The organism is Thermomonas sp., assembly GCF_041919455.1.
GTDB lineage: Bacteria > Pseudomonadota > Gammaproteobacteria > Xanthomonadales > Xanthomonadaceae > Thermomonas.
Window position 1 is genome coordinate 169,858 of sequence record NZ_JAYRTQ010000001.1, and the last position, 20,105, is coordinate 189,962.

Below are 20,105 nucleotides of genomic sequence, written 5' to 3' on the forward strand. Positions count from 1 at the left end.
CATTGCTTGCGGAGCCGCCCGCGGAGGGCGTGTCAAGCGGTTTTTTGGCCGGCCTGCGACGGATTGCCCGGCTAAGATGGGGCGTGCCCATGACTTGCCCATGACCCCCGCCGCATCCGACACCCCTTCGCCGGCGGCGGTGACCGCGTTCCTGCGCGGCATCGACAGGCGCGCCCGCCTGTTTGCCGAGGTGCAGGCCGGCGACGAGGCGTCGGCCCGGCATGCGCTGGCGGTGGTCGCCCGGGTCTTCGCCAGCGAGGCCGGGCAATGGCCGATCGCCGAATGGCCGCGCCAGTACTGGCGGCTGCTGCTGGCCGCGCCGTCGATGCGCAAGCCGCCGGTCGCCGGCCCCGCAGCACGCTTGCCGGGCATCGCTCGCCTGCCGGTGGAGGCGCGGGCGGCGGTTCTGCTGCACCTGGTCGCGGCGCTGGACGATGCGGATGCGGCCGGCGCGCTCGGCATCGGCACCGCCGCCTACCAGGCACGCATTCGCGACGCCCTGCCGCTCGACGCGCTGGACCAGCCCGATGTCGATGTCTGGCGCGCCTGGCGCGCGGCGGCGGAGCGTGAACTGGCGCAGCCGACGGAACCCGAAGCACCCACCGCCGTGCCGGCGAGACCCGCTCCGCAGGTGCGTGCGCACTCCCCATCGGTCGATGTCGATACTCGCCACCGCCATCGCCTGCGTTGGCTGTGGATCGGCGTGGCGCTGTGCGTCGTTGCGATGGTCGCCACGTTCTTCCTGCATCCGCGCGGACGCGAGGTCCTGGGCCAGTGGCGCGCGGAGATCAAGCGCGAGCCCCTCGACGCCGCGGCATCGCCCCGGGCGCGCTTCGATGCCGACGACCTCGCCCTGCACCCGGACCGCGAGCTGTTGGCCGCGCCGGGCGAACTGGCCATTGCGCGGCAACTGCCGTTGCTGGCCTGGCTGGGCGACGCCGCAGACGATGCGAAGGCCGCGGATGCGCCACGCCTGCCGGTGGTGATCGCGCCGCTCGATGCGCCGCCGGCCGCCCCGTCCGCCGATGCCGGCGACATCGCCCGGCGCATGCGTGGATGGGATGCGTTACCTCCCAAGCAGCGTGCGCTGCAACGCGCTGCCTGGGCCGCATGGCGCGCGCTGCAGCCGGCGGAGCGGGTCCTGCTGCGTGCCATCGCCGCGCGCTGGCAGCGTGTCGGCAGCGAAGACCAGGACGCCTTGCGCATGCGCTTCCGCGCCTTGCCCGCGGACGCACGCCAAGGGTGGTGGCTGGGTCCGAAGATGGGCCGCGATTGGCCACGCGTCGCGCCGCTGTTCGCGTTCGCGCCGGAAGCGCAGCGCGTCCCCTTGCTGGCCCTCTTGCGCGCCGCCGACGCGGTGGACATCGACGCGCTGGAACGGCTGGCGCAGATCACTCCGCCGGAGGAGCGCGACGCATTGCGGCTTGACCTGCTGCGGGTGCCGGCGGCAGAGCGGCGGGCGTGGATGCTGGCGAAAGTGCAGGGCTGAAGCGGCCTGCACTACATCGCCACCAGTCCGATCGCCGCGCTCGCCACCAGCGCAAAGCTGAGCAGGACCGTGTAGCAGGTGCCCAGCAGGAAATACTTCAGCAGGGTCATCGGCCACCCCTGCGCATACACGCGCTTCTGCATCAGCAGCAGGTGGATCGGCATCCACAGGATCAGCAGTCCTTCGATCCAGCCGAAGACCGTGGCCAGCGCGCCGGGGTTGGGCGCCACCCAGCCTTCCAGCGCGCGCACCAGCAGTACCAGCAGCAGGTCCAGGCACAGGAAGGCGTGGCTGTGCAGCGCCACCACGATGTGCTCCATGTACAGCCTGCGCTTGAACACGAAGGCCAGCTTCAGCATCAGCGCGAACACCGGCACCAGCACGAACAGGGTGGTGGGCACCGCACTCAGCACCGCGTCCTTGAAGGCGGTGCGGTCCTTCTTGAGCCGCTGGATATTGCCGTTGGCGCGCGCGATCTGATCGTTGACCCAGCCATCGACAAAGCCGGGCCCCCATGTGTCGAGGGGATTCTTCTGCCGATCCCAGCGTTCGCCGTTGACCTTGAAGTTGAAGCTGTCCTGCATCGGCGGTGGCGGCGCTTCACCTTTCGCCTGTGCCTCCCGCAGTTGCCTGATGCGTTCCGTCGCGGTGGCGCGCACTTGCGCCTCACCTGCCTCGATGCCGCCAATCCCGGTCTTGGCCGGCGTGTTCGCCATGCGTGCCTTCGCTGCGGCCAGGTTGGCCAGGCGTGCGTCGCGCGCCTTCTCGACCTCCGCCACCGTGCTGGCGCTGCCGATGTCGTCGTTGTCGTTGTCGTTGCTGTCTTCGGCGTTCACCTGGACGATGTCGGAGCCGACATCGGTGGTCAGCTGGGCGACGAAAAACGTGATGATCGCGAGGAAGAAGAACAGCCGCACCGGGGTGACGTAACGCACCTGGCGGCCGGCGAAATATTCGGTGGTCAGGAAGCCCGGCTTGGCGAACAGCGGCGGGATCGTCCGCAGCACCCGCGTGTCGATGTTGAACACGCTGTCCAGAAAGTCGCCGAACAGGTTGCCCAGCGGGCGCACCAAGCCTTTCACCGGTTGCCCGCAGGCATAGCAGTGCGGGCCGTGCAACGGCGAGCCACAGTTGCGGCAGGTCGCTTGCGCGGGCGTGCCCGCGCTGTCCGTGGTCGCTGCGGCTTGGTCGGTGGTGGTGTTCATCGGCATCGCTCCATGTGCCGTTAAGATGGCAGCCCGCGCGTGCCAACGCCACCGCGCGTGATCGAATCCATGACACCCGAAGCCCTGCAGACGCCGCGCTTCCGCACGGAAGTGGCCCGCACCGCGCGCCTGGCCGCCCCGCTCGCGGCCGGGCATCTGTCGCATGGGCTGGTCGGTTTCGTGGATGCGGTGGTGGCCGGCCACCATGGCACTGCGACGCTGGCGGCGGTCGCTGTGGGCACCGCGCTGTTCTGGCTGCCGATGATGCTGCCGATGGGCGTGCTGATGGCCTTGCCGCCGTCGGTCTCGCAGCTGGACGGCGCCGGTCGTCGCGGCGAGATCGGCCCGCTGTTCCGCCAGGCGCTGTGGCTGGCGGTCGCCCTGGGCCTGCTGCTGTTCGGATTGATGACGCTGGCGCCGCTGGCGCTCGCACCGATGGGCATGGCCGCCGACATCATTCCCGGCGCCACCGACTTCATCCACGCGATCCGCTGGGGCATCCCGGCGTTCACCCTGTACCTGGCGATGCGCTACCTCAGCGATGGCCTGCACTGGTCGATGCCGACGATGGTGCTGGGCTTCGGCGGCCTGCTGCTGCTGGCGCCGCTGGGCTACGTGATGGCGAATGGCTTGTACGGTTTCCCGGAGATGGGGGCGGTTGGCCTCGGCATTGCCTCGGCGCTGATGTTCTGGGCGCAGGCGATCGCGTTCGCGCTGTACCTGTGGCGTTCGCGCCGCTTCGCCGACCTGCAGCTGTTCTCGCACTGGCAGGCACCGCATTGGCACGTGCAGCGCGACCTGCTGCGCACCGGCCTGCCGATCGGGGTGATGGTGGCGATGGAGGGCAGCCTGTTCATCGTCACCGCGTTGCTGATCGGGCGCTTGGGCGAACTGCCGGTGGCCGCGCACCAGATCGCGATCAACGTTGCCTCGCTGTGTTTCATGATTCCGTTCGGCGTGGCCGAGGCCACCACGATCCGGGTCGGCCATGCACTCGGCCGCGGTGATCGCGGCGGGCTGCGCCGCGCCTACTTCGCCGGGTTGGTCCTGGTGCTGGCCATGCAGGCCACTTCCGCGCTGGTGCTGCTGTTCGGCAACCAGGCGATCGCCGTGCTGTACACCGGCGATGCCGCGGTGGTCGCATTGGCCGCGTCGTTGCTGCTGTACGCCGCTTTGTTCCAGTTCCCGGACGGCATCCAGGTGCTGTCGGCCGGTGCGTTGCGCGGACTCAAGGACACGCGTGTCCCGATGTTGCTGGCGATGCTGGCTTACTGGGGCATCGGCATGCCGGTCGGTGCCGGGCTGGGCCTGGTGCTGGGCTGGGGGCCGCGCGGGATGTGGCTGGGCCTGACCGCCGGACTCACCGTCGCCGCCTTCCTGATGGCGCGTCGATTCTTGCGCAGCAGCCTGCGCGTCCCCATCGTGTCCCCCGCGCCATCGGTCACGGTGACCGACGGCGGATGAGCGTTTCACGCCCGCCCGCTAGCATGCCCATGTCCACGCGCCGCATCGGCGTTGCATTCCCGGAGTTCCCCGCATGAACGAACCGCGCCGTCGCGGACCCATCGCCCGCATCGCCATCGGCCTGTGGGACACGGTCAACTTCACCCGCCGGCTGGTGTTCAACCTGCTGTTCCTGGCCCTGCTGGTCCTCGTGCTGGCCATGCTGTTCGGCGGCGGCAAGCTGGCGCCGATCGGCGAACGCTCGACCCTGGTGATCGCGCCTGAAGGCCGGCTGGTCGAGCAGTACAGCTGCGATCCGCTGAGCCGCAGCTTTGCCCGTGCCACCAACAGCCAGGACTGCCGCGAGGTGCGCCTGCGCGACCTGCTGCGCGCGCTCGACGCCGCCCGCACGGACACCCGCATCGAGCGCGTCGTCCTGCACCTGGATGACCTGCAGCCCAGCGGCTTCGCCAGCTTGCGCGATGTCGCCGCGGCGATCGCCAAGGTCAAGGCCGCGAAGAAGCAGGTGGTCGCGTTCGGCGACAACTACAGCCAGGGCCAGTACCTGCTGGCCGCGCAGGCCAACGAGATCTACCTGGACCCGATGTCGCAGGGCGGGGTGATGCTGGAAGGCCTGGCCTCGTACCGCCAGTACTTCCGCGAGGCGCTGCAGGACAAGCTCGGCGTGGACGTGCACCTGTTCAAGGTCGGCGAGTACAAGTCCGCGGCCGAGCCCTACATCCTCGACGGCGCATCGCCGGAATCGAAGGAAGCCGACCTGTTCTGGATGAACGACCTCTGGCAGCGGATGCTGGCCGACGCCGGCAAGGCGCGCGGCATCGCTCCGGCCACGCTGGCGCTGCAGGCCGATGCGCTGGCCGAGCAGGTGAAGGCGGTCAATGGCGACCTCGCCCAGCTGGCGTTGAACCAGAAACTGGTCGATGGCCTGAAGACCCGCGAGGAGGTCGAGGACCTGCTGCTCGAGCGCGGCGTGGCCGATGAGGGCGCGGCCGGCGGTTTCCGCCAGGTCGCGCTGGACACCTACCTCCAGCACCTCGACGGCGCGTTGCCGCAGGCGGACGTGCGTCCGCAGGTCGCGGTGGTGGTGGCCGAAGGCGCGATCGCCGGCGGCGAACTGCCACCCGGCCAGGTTGGCGGCGAATCCACCTCGATGCTGCTGCGCGACGCGCGCGACGACGACAACGTGAAGGCGGTGGTGCTGCGGGTGAACTCCCCGGGCGGCGAAGTGTTCGCCTCCGAGCAGATCCGCCGCGAAGTCGCGGCGCTGAAGCAGGCCGGCAAGCCGGTGGTGGTCTCGATGGGCGATGTCGCCGCATCGGGCGGCTACTGGATCAGCATGAACGCGGATCGCATCTACGCGGATCCGTCGACGATCACCGGCTCGATCGGCATCTTCGGGCTGTTCCCGACCATCGACCGCAGCCTGGGCAAGATCGGCGTGCGCACCGATGGCGTGTCCACCGCGAAGTACGCCGGCGCCTTCGACATTACCCGTCCGCTGGATCCGGGCGTGGCCACCACGGTGCAGTCGGTGATCGAAAAGGGCTACCGCGACTTCACGGGCAAGGTCGCGCAGGCGCGCGGCCGCAGCGTGCAGCAGATCGACGAGGTCGCGCGCGGTCGCGTGTGGAGCGGCGCGCAGGCCAGGGAACGCGGCCTGGTCGACGTGCTCGGCGGCCTGGATGCCGCGCTGGCCGATGCCGCGGCGCGCGCCAAGCTCGGCAAGCCCGATGCCTGGCAGGCGCGTTACATCGAAGACAGCGCCACGCCGCTGTCGCAGTGGTTCGGCGGCATGCTGCAGAGCCGCGCCGGATTGTCGGTGCTGCAGGCGTCCGGCATCGGCGAGCTCGTGCTGGCGCGCCAGTTGCAGGCGCAGGCACCGTTGCGCTTCATCGAGAACGCGCTGCGCACGCCGGGCAACGCACGGGTGACGCCGTTGGCCTATTGCTTCTGCATGCCGCAGTAAGCACACGCGCAGCCTCGTCCGCAGGCCGACGTCGCGGCGCTCGCCATTCGCTGGTGCGGTGTCACCATGCGGCCCTGGACCAGTCTTCCACCGTGGCTGACACGTCGAGGTGCGCGGTCGCTAGAATCAAAGCAGGTCAGCTGCCCAGCGAAGAGCAAGCCCGACAATGATCGCTCGCAGGAAAGCCGCCGGTTCCGATGCCTCTGCATCGGGCAAGGCCTCCACGATCAACGACATCGCGCGCCTGTCGGGAGTGTCGAAGAAGACCGTATCGCGGATCATCAACGACTCGCCGCTGGTGCGGAAGGACACCCGCGAACGGGTCGAGGCGGTGATGCGCGAGGTCGGCTACAGTCCCGACCCGATGGCGCGCGGATTGGCGTTCCGCAAGTCGTTCCTGATCGGCATGGTCTACGACAATCCGACCGCGCAGTACATCGTCAACATGCAGTACGGCGCACTGGACGCGCTGCGCGATTCCGGCTTCGAGCTGGTCGTGCATCCCTGCGACAGCCGCAGCCCCGGCTACATCGATGGCGTGCGCCGCTTCGCCCAGCAGCAGAAGCTGCACGGGGTGATGCTGGTGCCGCGCGCCTCGGAAGACCAGGCGCTGGCCGACATGCTCGCCGACATCGACTGCCGCTACACCCGCATCGCCTCGGTGGCGATGGACGAGCCCTCGCGGATGGTGGTGACGCACGACCGCAACGGCGCGGCCGAAGTCGCCGATTACCTCTTGGGGCTGGGCCATGCCGACATCGCCCTGATCACCGGCCCGCAGGCGTACCGCTCGGCGATCGAGCGCACCCAGGGCTTCATCGAGGCGATGGCCAGCAAGGGCGTGCAGGTGCCGAAGGCGCGCGTGGTCGAAGCCGGCTACACCTTCGAATCCGGCGTGGCTGCGGCGGAGAAGTTGCTGTTCGGCAAGCAGCGTCCCACCGCGATCTTCTGCAGCAACGACGAGATGGCCGCCGGCGTGTACAAGGTCGCGATGCGCGCCGGCATCGCCATCCCGCGCCAGCTGTCGGTGGTCGGCTTCGACGACAGTCCTTTGGCCTCGCGCCTGTGGCCCTCGCTGACCTCGGTGCGCCGGCACACCCGCGATACCGGCCGCATCGCCGCGGCCATGCTGATCCAGCCGGAAGCCGCGGTGGCCCTGTCCGCGGCCAGCATTCGCCCGCACCTGATCATCCGCGATTCAGCCCGGCCACCCGAGTGACCCGTACGCGGCTTGTTGACGGGTTTCCCCGCAGAAGGGACCGCTGGTCCTGTTGCGACTGGTGGAACGGTTTCGACTAGCGACTCACTGCGTCGCGGCGTCGAGCGCCGCCTTCTCCTTCGCGGCCGCGTCTTCGGTCTTCGCCACCGCGGCACGCGCGGCATCCTTGTACGCATCCGCGGCCTGCACGACCCCCGCAGCCTGTGGCTCCGGACGACGTTCCTCTTCCGGCGGCTTCGGCGGCGAGCATCCCGACAGTGCGACCACGAGCAGCCAGGCGAGGGACGTTGCGATGCGCATGACAGGCTCCAGCGGTGCGGACGTGGCCTATCCTACGCCCGACCCCACGCATCGGAGCCGCGCATGGCATCGCACCGCTGGACCCTGGATGGACAACGCGCGCTGGTGACCGGCGCCAGCGCCGGCATCGGCCTGGCCATCTGCCGCGAGCTGCTCGGCCTGGGCGCGCAGGTGCTGATGGTCGCGCGCGACGCCGACGCGCTGGAGCAGGCGCGCGCCGAACTGGAAGACGAATTCCCCGGTCCCGAGGACGCAGTGCTGGCGTTGCCGGCCGACGTCACCGACGAAGAACAGCGCAACGAGATCCTCGACTGGGCGACCGACCTGGGCGGCCTGCACCTGCTGGTCAACAACGCCGGCGGCAACATCACCCGCCCGGTGCTCGACTACGGCGAAGACCAATGGCGCGGCATCTTCGAAACCAACCTGTTCTCCGCCTTCGAGCTCTGCCGCGGCGCGTATCCGTTGCTCGCGAAACACGCGGCCTCCGCCATCGTCAACATCGGCAGTGTCTCCGGCATCACCCACGTGCGCAGCGGTGCGCCCTATGGCATGAGCAAGGCCGCGTTGCAGCAGATGACCCGCAACCTGGCGGTGGAGTGGGCCGAAGACGGCGTGCGGGTGAATTCAGTGGCACCGTGGTACATCCGCACCCGCCGCACCAGCACCAAGCTGGCCGATCCCGACTACCTCGACGAAGTCCTGCTGCGCACCCCGCTCGGCCGCATCGGCGAACCCGAGGAAGTGGCGGCCGCGGTGGCGTTCCTGTGCATGCCGGCGTCGAGCTACATCACCGGCGAATGCATCGCGGTGGATGGCGGGTTCCTGCGTTACGGGTTTTGAGTTTCAGGCGTGGGCGGCCAGCGATTCATATCCACACCGACAACGAAATCGCCAGGTTGGCCTTGAAGCCTTTCGCCGATTCCATCGGGATCGCGAACACCGACGACGCATCCTGCTCGATGCCGACCGCGCCACCGCCCAGGCGGACCAGCTCCGCTTCGGATTTCGATCCCGATGCCCAGCGGTCGTCGGCCCAGACGTAGCGGAGTTTCCACTGCTTCGCGTCGTCCTGCTTCGCGAACAGCACCAGGGTGTTGCGGAACAGGTATTCGCCCGGGATGTGGCTCTTGAGGAACAGCGCGCCATCGACTTCGTAGCCCGCGTTCGACACGGCGAGGTCGATCGAGAACGCCACTTCCTTGCCGGTCTCGATCTTGGATGAATCCAGGAACACGGAGAACAGCACCGGCGAGCGCGCGGCCGCGCCCAGGTTGCCGTCCTTGTCGAACAGTTCGGCATAGTCGCGGCGCACCGCACTCGCATGCGCCTGCGTGCGCGAGGTCAGGTCATAGGTGTAGGCGCCGCGCGGCGCCACCGTCGCCTCGATGTAGTACGACGAGGCGATGCGCTTGCCACGTTTGCGCGCCTGTTCGATCTCCGGCGGGAACGGCAACGCCTTGATCTCCATCCGCGCAGTCGCGCTCATGTCGCCAAACAGGAAACGCACCAGGTTCTGGTAGCCCTCCTCGGAATTCACGATGCCGAAGTGGCCGCTATGGCTGCGATTGACGAAGGCGCGCGGGCTGCGGTCGACGTAGGCGTTCTCGATCCGCACCAGCCCATCGCTCATCGGGCCCACCGCGAACGACGACAGGCCGTTCGCCACGGTGTAATCCCGGCTGTTGGTCCCGATCAGGCAGAAGAAGCGCTCCTCCGGAAAGCCCGAACCCTCCAGGCTGTTGACCTTGGCCTTCGGCACGCCGAGGTACTTGGCCATGTTCGTGCGGTTGAAATTGTTCATGTCGTTCATCGACAGGAAATTCGGTACGTTGATGCCGCCGAGTTCGATGCCGTTGTGCGGCGTGGCGTAGGTGAACACCTTGTCGACCATGCCGCGGACTTCCTCTGTGGTCACGGTCTTGTTCTGCAGCAGGCAGCGGCAGATCAGCCCGCCCATCGAGTGCGCGACCAGGTAGACCTTGAAGTCGCGGCGTGCCGCCTCGGAAGTCCCGCAGATGCTGTCCCGCAAGTCCAGGATCTTCTGTGCCAGTGCCGCGGCCGCATCGGGGATCGACGGCTTCCTGCCATTGCCGAAGGCGGGATCGGCAGGATCGTAGTAGCGGTGGATCGCAATGGTGCGCGCCGGCAACTTGTTGTCCCGGCGTTCGGCGCCGGAGGCATAGTTGTCCCGGTAGTCGTAGTCCTTCATCAACCGCACCAGCGGCGACTCGAACACGAACTTCACGATGCTGCCGTCGTGCGCCTGGCGGATCTTGGTCGACCCCGCCTCGAAGCCCATGAACGGCGTCGAGGTAGTCTGCACGATCTCGTCCTGGGTCATCGCATAACCGCGCACATAGATGATCGGATAGGAGGGTCGCTCGATCCTGGCCACGTCCGTGTCCTGCTGTTGGAGGGGGAGTGTTGCGTGGTGCCTAGGCGATGGATTCACCGAGCTTCGTTCGCCGACGCAGTTCGGCCAGCATCGCGCTGTCGCGCATCGCCGATGCCCATGCAGGCCGCAACTGGAAATGCGGCTGGTCGACGATCGACGTCCAGTTGCCGCCCCATTCCAGTCCCAACTCCATCCCCAGCGCGCCGACCGCCTTGTACAGCGGCGACTCCGGCAGGTAGCGGTTGCCGCTGAACACGCCGATATCGAAGGCGATGCCGAAGTTGTGGTTGGAATACCCGCCGCGTGCGTTGGTCACGATCTCGCCGCCGGTGGTGCGGCCCTGCGCGTACAGCGCGTCCTGCTCGGCATGGGTGCGGGTGCCGCTGATGATGTTGATCGCGATGCCGTTGTCGCGCGCCTTGAAATACAGCGCACGCGCATATGGCCTGACATGCGGCAGCAGGGTGGCGATCATGCGCTCGCTCCTGGCGTTGGCCTGGTCGCGTGGCCCGGTGAACGCGACCGAGGGCGTTGCTCGTGGACGGACGATGGTCTGGTAAATGGCGCCCCATGTCTGCGGCCCCGCCTTGCCATCCACCTCGATGCCGAGCTTCTGCTGCACAGCGCGGATCATTGCCTCGGTCTTCATGGCGGACGCCTCGCTGATTGATCGCTCGCACTGGATTCAACGCAGGTATGAGCGATGCTCGGTCAGGTTTGCGCGAGACATCGAGAGGCAATATGAACAGCGCCGCCGGCGCTCGACGTGACAAGCCATCGGCCGATGGCGTGTGCGACTCGCGCGCTACCAGTGCTTCGGCAGCTTCTTCACGATCGTCATCCGGTGCCGCTCGTCCTTCAGGATGAACCCGCCGCGCACCAGGTCGCGCAGCACGTGGTTCACCATCTCGCGGCTGGCGCCGACCCGCTTCGCGATCTCCAGTTGGGTGAAGGAGCGGGGCACGCGCAGCACGTCGCCGTCCATCACTGCTGCGTCCGCCAGCAGGGCCGCCACCCGCTCGTACACGCCATCCAGCGCCAGCCCGCGGATCTTGCTGGTGGCGTTGCGCAGGCGGGAGATCAGCGTCAGCACCAGGCATTCGGCGAACTCGGGATGCGCCAGCAACAGGCCGCTCAGTTCGCTGCCGGGCACCAGCACGCATTCCGCGTCCACCACCGCCTTCACCGACGCCGAGCGCGGTTCGCCGTCCAGCATCATCTCGCCGAAGAACTCCCCCGGCTCCAGGATGTTGTAGACCACCTCGCGGCCCTTGCTGTTGCAGGCGTACACCTTCAGCTGCCCCTCGATCAGCACGTAGAGGAAGTCCGCGGAGTCGCCTTCCGTCAGCAAGGTCGTACCAGCGGGGAAGCGCTGCACGGGCATGCTCGCCGCCAGCTCGCGGAGCAGGTTGCCTGAGAGACGGCGGGTGGTCGCGTTCAAGGTCATGGGGACGTCGCGTGCCGGTGATGGCGCGACTGCATACATAGACCAAGTCGGGCCGGCAGGGGAAGCACGCTGGTGGATAACGTGAAATATTACCGTTGTGGACTGGTGGGGGACGTCCAGAGGCTACGTCGACGTCCGACCCGAAGCGGACGTGAGGTTGCCGCGTCATGGCGGCTACCGGGCGCCTAGAACGTTATACGGCTCACTGGAGTTCGTTTCCCACGCTTGCCTTCTTTGGAGGCGATCAGTGCTCCGAACAGGTCCAGGATCAAGTCCTGGGAGCGTCGTGGCACTGATCGAAACAGGGCAAGCAACTCCCGCTCATTCTCGGCATCGACAAGTTCGGCATGTGCCGCGGTGCCCGCCTGGGCCGGCAGCGCGCCGTCGGCCCGTTCCTGCTGGAGGCGGCGGAGCTGGGCCTGGACATCGACACGGTCGAAGACCTCGCAACCGCCCGCGAGAGGGGCTGGCTGGACGGCTGACCAGTCGGATCGGGCGGTTTTTGCCGGTTTTCAAGGGGTTTTGCCTGTGCGGCGCGTGACTTATCGCGCAGACGATGATCCAATCTCGCTGTCCAGTGGCGACCAACCCAAGGAGATTCGAAATGGCAACGAAGAAAGCGGCTCCGGCCAAGAAAACCGCAACGAAAACCGCGGCTGCTCCCAAGCCGATCAAGGAAACCATGACCAAGACCGGCCTGGTCGCGCATATCGCCGAAGTCAGCGCGGTTGCAGCCAAGGACGTGCGCGCGGTGATGGCCGCGCTGGAAGGCGCGATCCATGGTTCGGTCAGCAAGAAGGGCGCCGGCGAATTCGTGCTGCCGGGCATCCTCAAGATCACCTCGGTGAAGGTCGCCGCCAAGCCGAAGCGCAAGGGCATCAATCCCTTCACCAAGGAAGAAGTCTGGTTCGCCGCCAAGCCGGCTTCGACCAAGCTGAAGGTGCGTCCGCTCAAGAAGCTCAAGGACGCGGCGCTCTGATCGCGTCGCCAAGACGCAATCGCCAGTAATTCGCGGGGCGTTGGGCAGTGATGTCCAACGCCCCGCGAGCGTTTTGGGGCTTCGTTGATCACGTGATCCGGCGCAGTCCCGTCGGTGGTTCGACGGTTCATCACGAACGCGGCTGGGCCAGTGCTACGACTAGGGCTTGGCCGGATCTTCCGCGGGCGCCACCGTCGAACAATTGCTCGCCTTGATCTTCTTGTTGATCGTGTCGAAGGCGAATTGCCGATCACGGCGGTTGTCGTTGCCGGCGTATTTCAGCTTGAACTCGGCATCGTCCAGGTGGCGGTACCAGGACGCGCATAACTGCTCAGCGGGGATCGCGGTGCAGGTGTCGTATTTCATCTCGCAGGCGCTACCCATGCCCAACGCGGCGCTGCCATCGATGCCGACGACCTCCAGTCGCGCGCAGGTAGGTTCGGGGCTGTCGGTTTCGCCCAGGTAGTCCTTGTTTTCCCAGGTGCGGCACTGGAACAGCGCCGGGGGCGCGGGCAGCGCGGCTGCTTCCGGTGCGGGCGCGCGCTTCATCGCCGGGCCGCGCACCATCACGAATTCGCCGTACGCCGGCTTTTCCTCCGGCGCTTCCATCACGACGGGTTTCTTCGCGGGCACCGGCACGGTCTTCACTTCGCCGATGCGCCGCACTTCCTGCTTCATGCCGGCGGCGCAGGGCACGCCGTTCTGCATCGAGACATTGCCCTTGGCGTCGGTGCACTTGTAGAAGACGGTTTCCTGCGCGCAGGCCGCGTGCGTGGCGAACAGCAACGCAAGCGCGAGGACCAGGCGGCGCATCTCAGCGGCCACCGCAGTCGTCGGCAAGGCGCGTGTTGATGCCGCGTTCCTCGAGGCGCAAGGCATCGCGTTCCTTTTCCTGGGCGTTGAAGAAGCGCGTGCGGATCGCGTCGCGGCGATCGCGCAAACGGTTGCAGGTTTCGCGCGGCGGCAGCATCGCGCACTGGTCGCGGATCCAGGTACCGCCACCGCCGACCATTGGCCGATGGAGGCCGCCATGTGGAGGACGCATCGGACCCGCCGGTTGCAAGGGCGCTTGTGCGAGACCGCTGCCGGTGGATCGTGTCGGCCGACCGACGGCGTGATAGCCCAGTGTCCACAACGGCACCCAGCGCGGATTGCCTTCGCCGTTTTCGCTGGTGTAGCGGTCGCCGTCGGGCGTGGTGCATTCGTACATCGGCCGCGGCGGTGCCAGGTAGACCGTGCGCACCTCGGGCGTTGCCACGACCGGGCCGGGTGCGGGTGTCGGCACGGGAACAGGCTTCGGCTTCGGCGCGTCCTGCGGGCGCAGCATCTCGCGCGCCTGTTGCTGCTGGCCCTTCGGGCACGGCGTATCGCGCAGGCTCTGCTTGCCACCGGCATCGGTGCAGCGGTAGACGGTGACCGTGCTGCCGGTGGGCTTCGCCTGTGCGACCACAGCGCCGGTGAATGGCAGCAGCAGGCTCGACAACAGGACGGTGGCGCTTCGCATCGGTCTATCTTGGCCGCGCACGCGCCGGCGCGGAAGTGCGCGCGTGGGTGGCGTTCAGCGAAAAGGGGTCCAGCTGTGAAAAGGAGTCAGAGTGAATGTTTCGGCGAGCCTGCTCACCTCATCGGCAGACGGAATCGAGAAACTTCACTCTGGACCCTTTTCGTCGCGCTCAGGCGGACTCCAGTGCAGCCGGGATCGCCTTGACCCCGCGCAGCACCATGCGCGCGATGCTGGCGGCGGCGTCGCGGCCTTCCTGCACCGCGGTCACCACCAGGTCGGCGCCGCGCACGCAATCGCCACCGGCGAACAGCTTGTCGTGGCCGGTCTGGTACGCAAGCCGACCGTTGCCGCCCACCGCCAGGCGGCCGTTGGGCTGGGCCTGGACGCCCTGCGCGGCCAGCCAGTCCGGCGCCTTCGGCGAGAACCCGAACGCGATGATCACGATGTCGGCCTCGACCACCGATTCGCTGCCGGCGATCGGTTCCGCGTTGCGGCGGCCCTTCGCATCCGGCGCGCCGAGGCGCGTTTCGACCATGCGCACGCCGCTGGCGGCCTTGCCGTCGGCGCTGTCGATCGCCAACGGTTGCCGGTTGAACAGGAAGTGCACGCCTTCCTCGCGGGCGTTGGCGACCTCGCGCGCGGAGCCGGGCATGTTGGCCTCGTCGCGGCGATAGGCGCAGGTCACGCTGGCCGCACCCAGGCGGATCGCCGAGCGCACGCAGTCCATGCCGGTATCGCCGCCGCCCAGCACGACCACGCGCTTGCCGGCGAGATCCGGCATCGCCAGGGTGTCCTCCCAGCCGGCGATGGGGCGACCGTGCGGATCGCTGCCGGTGACGATGCGGCCGTTCTGCACCAGGAAGGGCAGCGCCGGCAGCACGCCGGCCAGGTCCTGACCGGGCAGGCCGCCGTCGGTGTAGCGATAGGCGCCAAGCCCGAGGAAGACCGCGTCGTAGCCGGTCAACAGATGCTCCAGGCTGAGGTGGCGGCCGATCTCCACGCCCAGCTTGAACACCACGCCCATGCCTTCCAGCACCTCGCGTCGGGTAGCGATCACCGCCTTGTCCAGCTTGAAGCTGGGGATGCCGAACTGCAGCAGCCCGCCGATCTGCTCGTAGCGGTCGAACACGGTCGCTTCGATGCCGCTGCGCGCCAGCCGATCCGCGCAGGCCAGCCCCGCCGGTCCCGCGCCGACGACGGCCACGCGCCTGCCGGTGGGCTTCACCTTCGACAAGTCGGGCCGCCAGCCCTGCTCGAAGGCGGTATCGACGATGTACTTCTCCACTGCGCCGATGGTGACCGCGCCGAAGCCGTCGTTGAGCGTGCACGCGCCCTCGCACAGGCGATCCTGTGGACAGACGCGCCCGCACATCTCCGGCAGCGGGTTGGTTTCGTGGCAGAGCGCCGCCGCCTCATGGATGCGGCCTTCCTGCACCAGCTGCAGCCAGTCGGGAATGTAATTGTGGACGGGGCACTTGGCTTCGCAATACGGATTGCCGCAATCCAGGCAGCGCCCGGCCTGGTGCGCCGCCTCGGCCTGCCCGAAACGCCCGTACAGCTCGTCGAAGCTGCCGGCGACGCGATCGGACAGCGGCACCTTGGCCGGCATCTCGCGCGGCGATTCCAGGAACTGGAACAGCTGCTTCTTGCTCATCACGCCGCCCTCTTCAATTCGTCAGCCAACGCTTCCAGGCTGGCCGCCTTCGGCTTGACCAGCCAGAACTTGCCGACGAAGTCGCGGAAGTCGTCGCGGATGCGCGCACTCCAGGCACTGCCGGTCAACAGTGCGTGCATCTCGATCAGGTCGGTGAGGTGCTGGCGGTAGCCATCCAGCCCTTCCGGGGTGATCCGCGAGATATCGACAAGTTCGTGGTTGTAGCGATCGACGAAATCGCGCTCCAGATCCAGCACATAAGCCAGCCCGCCGGTGAAGCCGGCGCCGAAGTTCAACCCGGTGCGGCCCAGCACGACCACAGCGCCGCCGGTCATGTATTCGCAGCAGTGGTCGCCCGCGCCCTCGATGACCGCGGTGGCGCCGGAGTTGCGCACCGCGAAGCGCTCGCCGGCGCGGCCTGCGGCGAACAACTCGCCGCCGGTGGCGCCGTACAGGCAGGTGTTGCCGAGGATCGGCGTGTCCTGCGAGGCGAACCGGCTGCCACCCGGCGGCTGCAGCACGATGCGGCCGCCGGCCATGCCCTTGCCGACGTAGTCGTTGGCTTCGCCCTGCAGGTGCAGGTGCAGGCCGCCGGCATTGAACGCACCGAAGCTCTGGCCGGCGCTGCCGCTCAGGCGCACGTCGATGGGCGTAGCGCTCATGCCGGTATCGCCATGGACGCGGGCGATGCGCCCGGACAGGCGCGCGCCGATGCTGCGGTCGGTATTGCGGATGCTGCCGACGAAGGCGCCGCCGGCACCGCTGGCAATCGCATCGGCCAATGCCGCGTCCAGCTGCGCGGCCAATCCGTCCGGCGGCGCCTGCAACGCGGGCGAACCGCAGTAAGCGGAGGCCTGCGCCGGATCGCGCGCCAGCAGCCGCGACAGGTCCACGTCGACATCCTCGCGCGTCGCGCGCAGGTGCTGTTCCAGCAGGTCGGTGCGGCCGATCGCCTCGTCCAGCGTGCGCAGGCCCAGCAAGGCCAGCCATTCGCGCACGTCTTCGGCGACGTTGCGGAAGTAGCATTCGACGCGCTCGGGCAGACCCTTGAAGTGGTCGCGGCGCAACCGTTCGTCCTGCGTGGCCATGCCGGTGGCGCAGTTGTTGAGATGGCAGATGCGCAGGTATTTGCAGCCCAGCACGATCATCGGCGCGGTGCCGAAGCCGAAGCTGTCCGCGCCCAGCAGCGCTGCCTTGATCACGTCGAGGCCAGTCTTCAGGCCGCCGTCGGTCTGCAGCAGCACGCGCCCGCGCAGGTCGTTGGCCTGCAGCGCCTGACGCGCTTCGGACAGGCCCAGCTCCCACGGCACGCCGGCATAGCGCACCGAGCCGATCGGGCTGGCGCCGGTGCCGCCGTCGTGTCCGGCAATGGTGATGAGGTCGGCGCCGGTCTTGGCCACGCCGGCGGCAATCGTGCCGACGCCGGCATGGCTGACCAGCTTCACCGAGATCAGCGCCTCCGGATTGACCTGGCGCAGGTCGAAGATCAGCTGGGCCAAGTCTTCGATGGAATAGATGTCGTGGTGCGGCGGCGGCGAGATCAGGCCGATGCCGGGCTTGGCATGGCGCAGCCGCGCGATCAGCGGGTTGACCTTGCTGCCCGGCAGCTGGCCGCCCTCGCCGGGCTTGGCGCCCTGCGCCAGCTTGATCTGCAGCACCTCGGCATTGATCAGGTAGTCCGGCGTCACCCCGAAGCGCCCGGAGGCGATCTGGCGGATCTTGCTGCGCCTGTCGGTGCCGTTGCGCGCCGGGTCTTCGCCGCCTTCGCCGGAGTTGCTGCGCCCGCCGAGCCGGTTCATCGCGATCGCCAGCGCCTCGTGCGCCTCGGGCGAGAGCGCGCCCAGACTCATCGCCGCGCTGTCGAAGCGGCGCACGATGCTTTCAACCGGCTCCACCTCGGACAGCGGCAGTGGCGTGGCAGCGGCTTTCAGCCGCAGCAGGTCGCGCAGCGCCGCCGGCGGGCGCGTATCAACGTGATCGGCGTAGACCTTCCAGTCCGCGCGGTCGCCGGTCAGCACCGCGTGCTGCAACGACTGCACCACGTCGGGGTTGTACTGGTGGTATTCGCCGCCGTTGACGTAGCGCAGCAGGCCGCCCTGCTCGGGCAGCGCGCAGTCGTCCCAACCGAGCGCGGCGACATGCCAGGCATCGGCCTCCAGACGGGCGAAACCCGCGCCGCCGATCCGCGACGGCGTGCCGTCGAAGCAGCGCGCCACCACCTCGTCGCTCAGGCCGACGATCTCGAACAACTGCGCGCCGCGATAGCTCGCGATGCAGCCGATGCCCATCTTCGACAGGATCTTCAGCAGTCCTTTCTTGACCCCGCGCCGGTAGCTGCGACCGATCTGCTGCGGCTCGCCACTGGCCTTGCCGCCCAGGATCCCGCGACGACCGAGCGCGTGCAGGGTCTGGTAGGCCAGGTACGGATACACCGCGGTGGCGCCGAAGCCGACCAGGCAGGCGAAGTGGTGCGGATCGCGTGCGGTGCCGGTTTCGACGATCAGGTTGACCTCGCAGCGCAGGCCGGTGCGGACGAGGTGCTGGTGAACCGCGCCGGTGGCAAGCAGGGCATGCACGGCGGCGGTGTCGCGGCGCGGGCGACGGTCACTGAGGATCAGCAGTTCGATGCCGGCGCGAGCGGCGGCTTCGGCCTCGGCGCAGATGCGCTCGAGCGCCAGTTCGAGCGAAGACTCGGCATCGAAATACAGGTCGATGTAACGGTGCGAGGCAGCGAAGCGCGGCAACGCCAGCAACTGGTGCAGCTTGCGCTGCGACAGCACCGGCGAGTTCAGCAGCACGTGGTCCACGTTCTCCGGGCCGTCGTGGAAGATGTTGCCCTCGCGCCCGATCTGGGTGGACAGCGACATCACGCAGTCCTCGCGCAGCGGATCGATCGGCGGGTTGGTCACCTGCGCGAACGCCTGGCGGAAGCAGTCGTACAACGGCCGCACCTTCTGGCTGACCGCCGCCATCGGAATGTCGTCGCCCATCGAGCCGATCGCTTCCTGCTCGGTCTCTGCCAGCGGCCTGAGCACCCCTTCCTGTTCCTCGCGGGTCAGCAGGAACAGCTTCTGGAAACCGAGCAACGTGTCGTCGGCGAACGGCGCGTCGGCCAGCGCGGGATCGATCAGCTCGGTGTGCAGGTAGGTCATGCCGCGCTTGAGCCACTGCTTGTACGGCCGGCGCGCGCGGTTGATCGCATCGATCGCGTCGTTGTCGAGCAGGCGGCCCTCGACCAGGTCCACCGCGATCATCTCGCCCGGACCCAGCTTGCCCTTGGCGCGCACGCGCTCTGCCGGCAGATCCCACACGCCGGTCTCGGAGGCGATCACGAAGATGCCGTCCTCCGACAGCGTCCAGCGCGCCGGGCGCAGGCCGTTGCGGTCGAGCGCGCAGGCCGCGTGGCGGCCGTCGCAGGTGACCACGCCGGCGGGGCCGTCCCACGGCTCGGAATTGATCGCGTAGTACTCGTAGAACGCGGCGAGGTCGGTGTCCTTGTACTCCAGCGACTGGGTGGCCGGCGGCATCAGGATGCGCATCGCCTTCGGCAGGTCCATGCCGCCCAGCAGCAGCCACTCCAGCATGTTGTCCAGGCTCTGCGAATCCGAGCCGTGCTGTGAAACCACGCTGTCGAACTCGGCCACGTCGAGCAGCGGCGAGCGCCACACGTTCTTGCGCGCATTCGCCCAGCAGCGGTTGCCTTCGATGCTGTTGATCTCGCCGTTGTGGGCGAGCCGGCGGAACGGATGCGCCAGCGGCCAGCGCGGCAACGTGTTGGTGGAGAAGCGCTGGTGGAACACCACCGCGCGCGCTTCCAGTTCCGGCCGCGACAAGTCGGGGAACAACTGGCGCAGGTGGCTGGGCAGGACCATGCCCTTGTAGCCCAGCAGCCGCGGCGACAGTCCGACCACGTGGAAATCCGGGTATGCCCGCAGGGTGTCCTCGCTGCGCTTGCGGGCCAGGAACAGCGCGCGCTCGAAGGCGTCGGTGTCGGCCTCGTCGCTCTCCACGAAGACCTGCTGGATCCGCGGCATCGACGACCGCGCCAGTTGCCCGCAGGCGGCCGGATCGACCGGTACGTCGCGCCAGCCGGCCACGCGCACGCCGACCTTCGCCAACTCGCCTTGCAGGATGCTGCGGCAATCGGCCGCGGCATTGTCGTCGGCTGGCAGGAACACATTACCGGCGGCGATGCTGCCCGGATGCAGGGCGATGCCGGCCTCGTCCGCCAGCACGCGCAGGAAGCGCTGCGCGCCGTGGATCAGCACGCCGCAGCCGTCGCCCGAGAGACCATCGGCGGCCACGCCGCCGCGATGCGCCATCCGCGACAGGGCCTCGAGCGCGATATCGACGATGGCACGCGACCCGGAACCCTCGACCTGGGCGATGAGGCCGAAGCCGCAACTGTCGTGTTCGCTAGCGGGGTCGTAGAGACCCCGATCCGGGCTGGGCCGCATCGTCGTGATCGTCTTCGGGAGGG

The 20,105-nt window shown here is 68.2% G+C and carries 16 protein-coding genes; 7 read left to right on the forward strand and 9 right to left on the reverse strand.

Annotated features, from left to right (window positions below; genetic code table 11):
• The first annotated feature begins 100 nt into the window (after nt 1-100).
• The gene (locus ACE3T8_RS00725; RefSeq protein WP_374605981.1) at nt 101-1,489 is read left to right on the forward strand and encodes a DUF3106 domain-containing protein; all 1,389 of its coding nucleotides are present in this window, start codon (nt 101-103) and stop codon (nt 1,487-1,489) included.
• 11 nt (nt 1,490-1,500) lie between these two features.
• Here the strand turns inward: ACE3T8_RS00725 and ACE3T8_RS00730 are convergent, their stop codons facing one another.
• Nucleotides 1,501-2,694: a DUF3667 domain-containing protein gene (locus ACE3T8_RS00730; protein WP_374605983.1), complete on the reverse strand. Its 1,194-nt coding sequence runs from the start codon at nt 2,692-2,694 to the stop codon at nt 1,501-1,503.
• Nucleotides 2,695-2,763: 69 nt separating this feature from the next.
• Here ACE3T8_RS00730 and ACE3T8_RS00735 point away from each other — a divergent pair, with 69 nt between their 5' ends.
• The 3 genes from ACE3T8_RS00735 to ACE3T8_RS00745 all read left to right on the forward strand — a co-directional run bounded on the left by ACE3T8_RS00735 (nt 2,764) and on the right by ACE3T8_RS00745 (nt 7,343).
• Nucleotides 2,764-4,158 (forward strand): MATE family efflux transporter, encoded by a 1,395-nt coding sequence (locus ACE3T8_RS00735; RefSeq protein ID WP_374605984.1) that lies wholly within the window; start codon nt 2,764-2,766, stop codon nt 4,156-4,158.
• A gap of 73 nt (nt 4,159-4,231) precedes the next feature.
• Nucleotides 4,232-6,124, forward strand: coding sequence for a signal peptide peptidase SppA (gene sppA, locus ACE3T8_RS00740; protein ID WP_374605986.1), 1,893 nt, complete (start codon nt 4,232-4,234; stop codon nt 6,122-6,124).
• Nucleotides 6,125-6,290: 166 nt separating this feature from the next.
• Nucleotides 6,291-7,343: a LacI family DNA-binding transcriptional regulator gene (locus tag ACE3T8_RS00745; protein WP_374605987.1), complete on the forward strand. Its 1,053-nt coding sequence runs from the start codon at nt 6,291-6,293 to the stop codon at nt 7,341-7,343.
• 84 nt (nt 7,344-7,427) lie between these two features.
• Here ACE3T8_RS00745 and ACE3T8_RS00750 read toward each other — a convergent pair whose 3' ends face one another.
• The gene (locus ACE3T8_RS00750) at nt 7,428-7,643 is read right to left on the reverse strand and encodes a hypothetical protein (protein ID WP_374605988.1); all 216 of its coding nucleotides are present in this window, start codon (nt 7,641-7,643) and stop codon (nt 7,428-7,430) included.
• Nucleotides 7,644-7,706: 63 nt separating this feature from the next.
• On the opposite strand from ACE3T8_RS00750, the gene ACE3T8_RS00755 reads away from it, so the two are divergent.
• Nucleotides 7,707-8,486 carry an SDR family oxidoreductase gene (locus tag ACE3T8_RS00755; RefSeq protein ID WP_374605989.1) on the forward strand — a complete coding sequence of 260 codons (780 nt, stop codon included), beginning with the start codon at nt 7,707-7,709 and terminating at the stop codon, nt 8,484-8,486.
• Nucleotides 8,487-8,511: 25 nt separating this feature from the next.
• Here ACE3T8_RS00755 and ACE3T8_RS00760 read toward each other — a convergent pair whose 3' ends face one another.
• The 3 genes from ACE3T8_RS00760 to ACE3T8_RS00770 form a co-directional block, all read right to left on the reverse strand.
• Nucleotides 8,512-10,041 carry an esterase/lipase family protein gene (locus ACE3T8_RS00760; RefSeq protein WP_374605991.1) on the reverse strand — a complete coding sequence of 510 codons (1,530 nt, stop codon included), beginning with the start codon at nt 10,039-10,041 and terminating at the stop codon, nt 8,512-8,514.
• A gap of 40 nt (nt 10,042-10,081) precedes the next feature.
• Nucleotides 10,082-10,690, reverse strand: a complete 609-nt coding sequence (locus ACE3T8_RS00765; protein ID WP_374605993.1) for a M15 family metallopeptidase — start codon at nt 10,688-10,690, stop codon at nt 10,082-10,084.
• A gap of 156 nt (nt 10,691-10,846) precedes the next feature.
• Entirely contained in the window at nt 10,847-11,488 is a 642-nt protein-coding gene (locus ACE3T8_RS00770) for a Crp/Fnr family transcriptional regulator (RefSeq protein WP_374605995.1), read from the reverse strand.
• Between the two features lie 347 nt (nt 11,489-11,835).
• Between ACE3T8_RS00770 and ACE3T8_RS00775 the strand changes: the two genes are divergently transcribed.
• Both ACE3T8_RS00775 and ACE3T8_RS00780 read left to right on the forward strand, forming a co-directional pair.
• Nucleotides 11,836-11,970, forward strand: a complete 135-nt coding sequence (locus ACE3T8_RS00775; RefSeq protein WP_374605997.1) for a hypothetical protein — start codon at nt 11,836-11,838, stop codon at nt 11,968-11,970.
• 122 nt (nt 11,971-12,092) lie between these two features.
• A complete protein-coding gene (locus ACE3T8_RS00780) occupies nt 12,093-12,467 on the forward strand; it encodes an HU family DNA-binding protein (RefSeq protein WP_374605999.1) in 375 nt (124 codons plus the stop codon).
• 159 nt (nt 12,468-12,626) lie between these two features.
• On the opposite strand, the gene ACE3T8_RS00785 is transcribed toward ACE3T8_RS00780, so the two are convergent.
• From ACE3T8_RS00785 to gltB, 4 genes are all read right to left on the reverse strand, one after another.
• Complete coding sequence (locus ACE3T8_RS00785; protein WP_374606000.1) at nt 12,627-13,280, reverse strand: DUF4124 domain-containing protein; 654 nt, start codon at nt 13,278-13,280, stop codon at nt 12,627-12,629.
• Nucleotide 13,281: 1 nt separating this feature from the next.
• Nucleotides 13,282-13,971 (reverse strand): DUF4124 domain-containing protein, encoded by a 690-nt coding sequence (locus ACE3T8_RS00790; RefSeq protein WP_374606002.1) that lies wholly within the window; start codon nt 13,969-13,971, stop codon nt 13,282-13,284.
• A 169-nt stretch (nt 13,972-14,140) separates the two neighbouring features.
• The gene (locus ACE3T8_RS00795) at nt 14,141-15,625 is read right to left on the reverse strand and encodes an FAD-dependent oxidoreductase (protein WP_374606004.1); all 1,485 of its coding nucleotides are present in this window, start codon (nt 15,623-15,625) and stop codon (nt 14,141-14,143) included.
• Nucleotides 15,625-20,082, reverse strand: a complete 4,458-nt coding sequence (gene gltB, locus ACE3T8_RS00800) for a glutamate synthase large subunit (protein WP_374606006.1) — start codon at nt 20,080-20,082, stop codon at nt 15,625-15,627. The genes ACE3T8_RS00795 and gltB overlap by 1 nt, the downstream gene beginning before the upstream one ends.
• Nucleotides 20,083-20,105 lie beyond the last annotated feature (23 nt).

What these genes read in the sequence shown, in the direction of transcription:
- ACE3T8_RS00750 (WP_374605988.1), bottom strand. Translation starts at nt 7,643, where the DNA reads ATGCGCATCGCAACGTCCCTCGCCTGGCTGCTCGTGGTCGCACTGTCG.
- ACE3T8_RS00725 (WP_374605981.1), top strand. Translation starts at nt 101, where the DNA reads ATGACCCCCGCCGCATCCGACACCCCTTCGCCGGCGGCGGTGACCGCG.
- ACE3T8_RS00775 (WP_374605997.1), top strand. Translation starts at nt 11,836, where the DNA reads ATGTGCCGCGGTGCCCGCCTGGGCCGGCAGCGCGCCGTCGGCCCGTTC.
- sppA (WP_374605986.1), top strand. Translation starts at nt 4,232, where the DNA reads ATGAACGAACCGCGCCGTCGCGGACCCATCGCCCGCATCGCCATCGGC.
- ACE3T8_RS00755 (WP_374605989.1), top strand. Translation starts at nt 7,707, where the DNA reads ATGGCATCGCACCGCTGGACCCTGGATGGACAACGCGCGCTGGTGACC.
- ACE3T8_RS00785 (WP_374606000.1), bottom strand. Translation starts at nt 13,280, where the DNA reads ATGCGCCGCCTGGTCCTCGCGCTTGCGTTGCTGTTCGCCACGCACGCG.
- ACE3T8_RS00795 (WP_374606004.1), bottom strand. Translation starts at nt 15,625, where the DNA reads ATGAGCAAGAAGCAGCTGTTCCAGTTCCTGGAATCGCCGCGCGAGATG.
- ACE3T8_RS00735 (WP_374605984.1), top strand. Translation starts at nt 2,764, where the DNA reads ATGACACCCGAAGCCCTGCAGACGCCGCGCTTCCGCACGGAAGTGGCC.
- ACE3T8_RS00765 (WP_374605993.1), bottom strand. Translation starts at nt 10,690, where the DNA reads ATGAAGACCGAGGCAATGATCCGCGCTGTGCAGCAGAAGCTCGGCATC.
- ACE3T8_RS00780 (WP_374605999.1), top strand. Translation starts at nt 12,093, where the DNA reads ATGGCAACGAAGAAAGCGGCTCCGGCCAAGAAAACCGCAACGAAAACC.
- ACE3T8_RS00745 (WP_374605987.1), top strand. Translation starts at nt 6,291, where the DNA reads ATGATCGCTCGCAGGAAAGCCGCCGGTTCCGATGCCTCTGCATCGGGC.
- gltB (WP_374606006.1), bottom strand. Translation starts at nt 20,082, where the DNA reads ATGCGGCCCAGCCCGGATCGGGGTCTCTACGACCCCGCTAGCGAACAC.
- ACE3T8_RS00770 (WP_374605995.1), bottom strand. Translation starts at nt 11,488, where the DNA reads ATGACCTTGAACGCGACCACCCGCCGTCTCTCAGGCAACCTGCTCCGC.
- ACE3T8_RS00730 (WP_374605983.1), bottom strand. Translation starts at nt 2,694, where the DNA reads ATGAACACCACCACCGACCAAGCCGCAGCGACCACGGACAGCGCGGGC.
- ACE3T8_RS00790 (WP_374606002.1), bottom strand. Translation starts at nt 13,971, where the DNA reads ATGCGAAGCGCCACCGTCCTGTTGTCGAGCCTGCTGCTGCCATTCACC.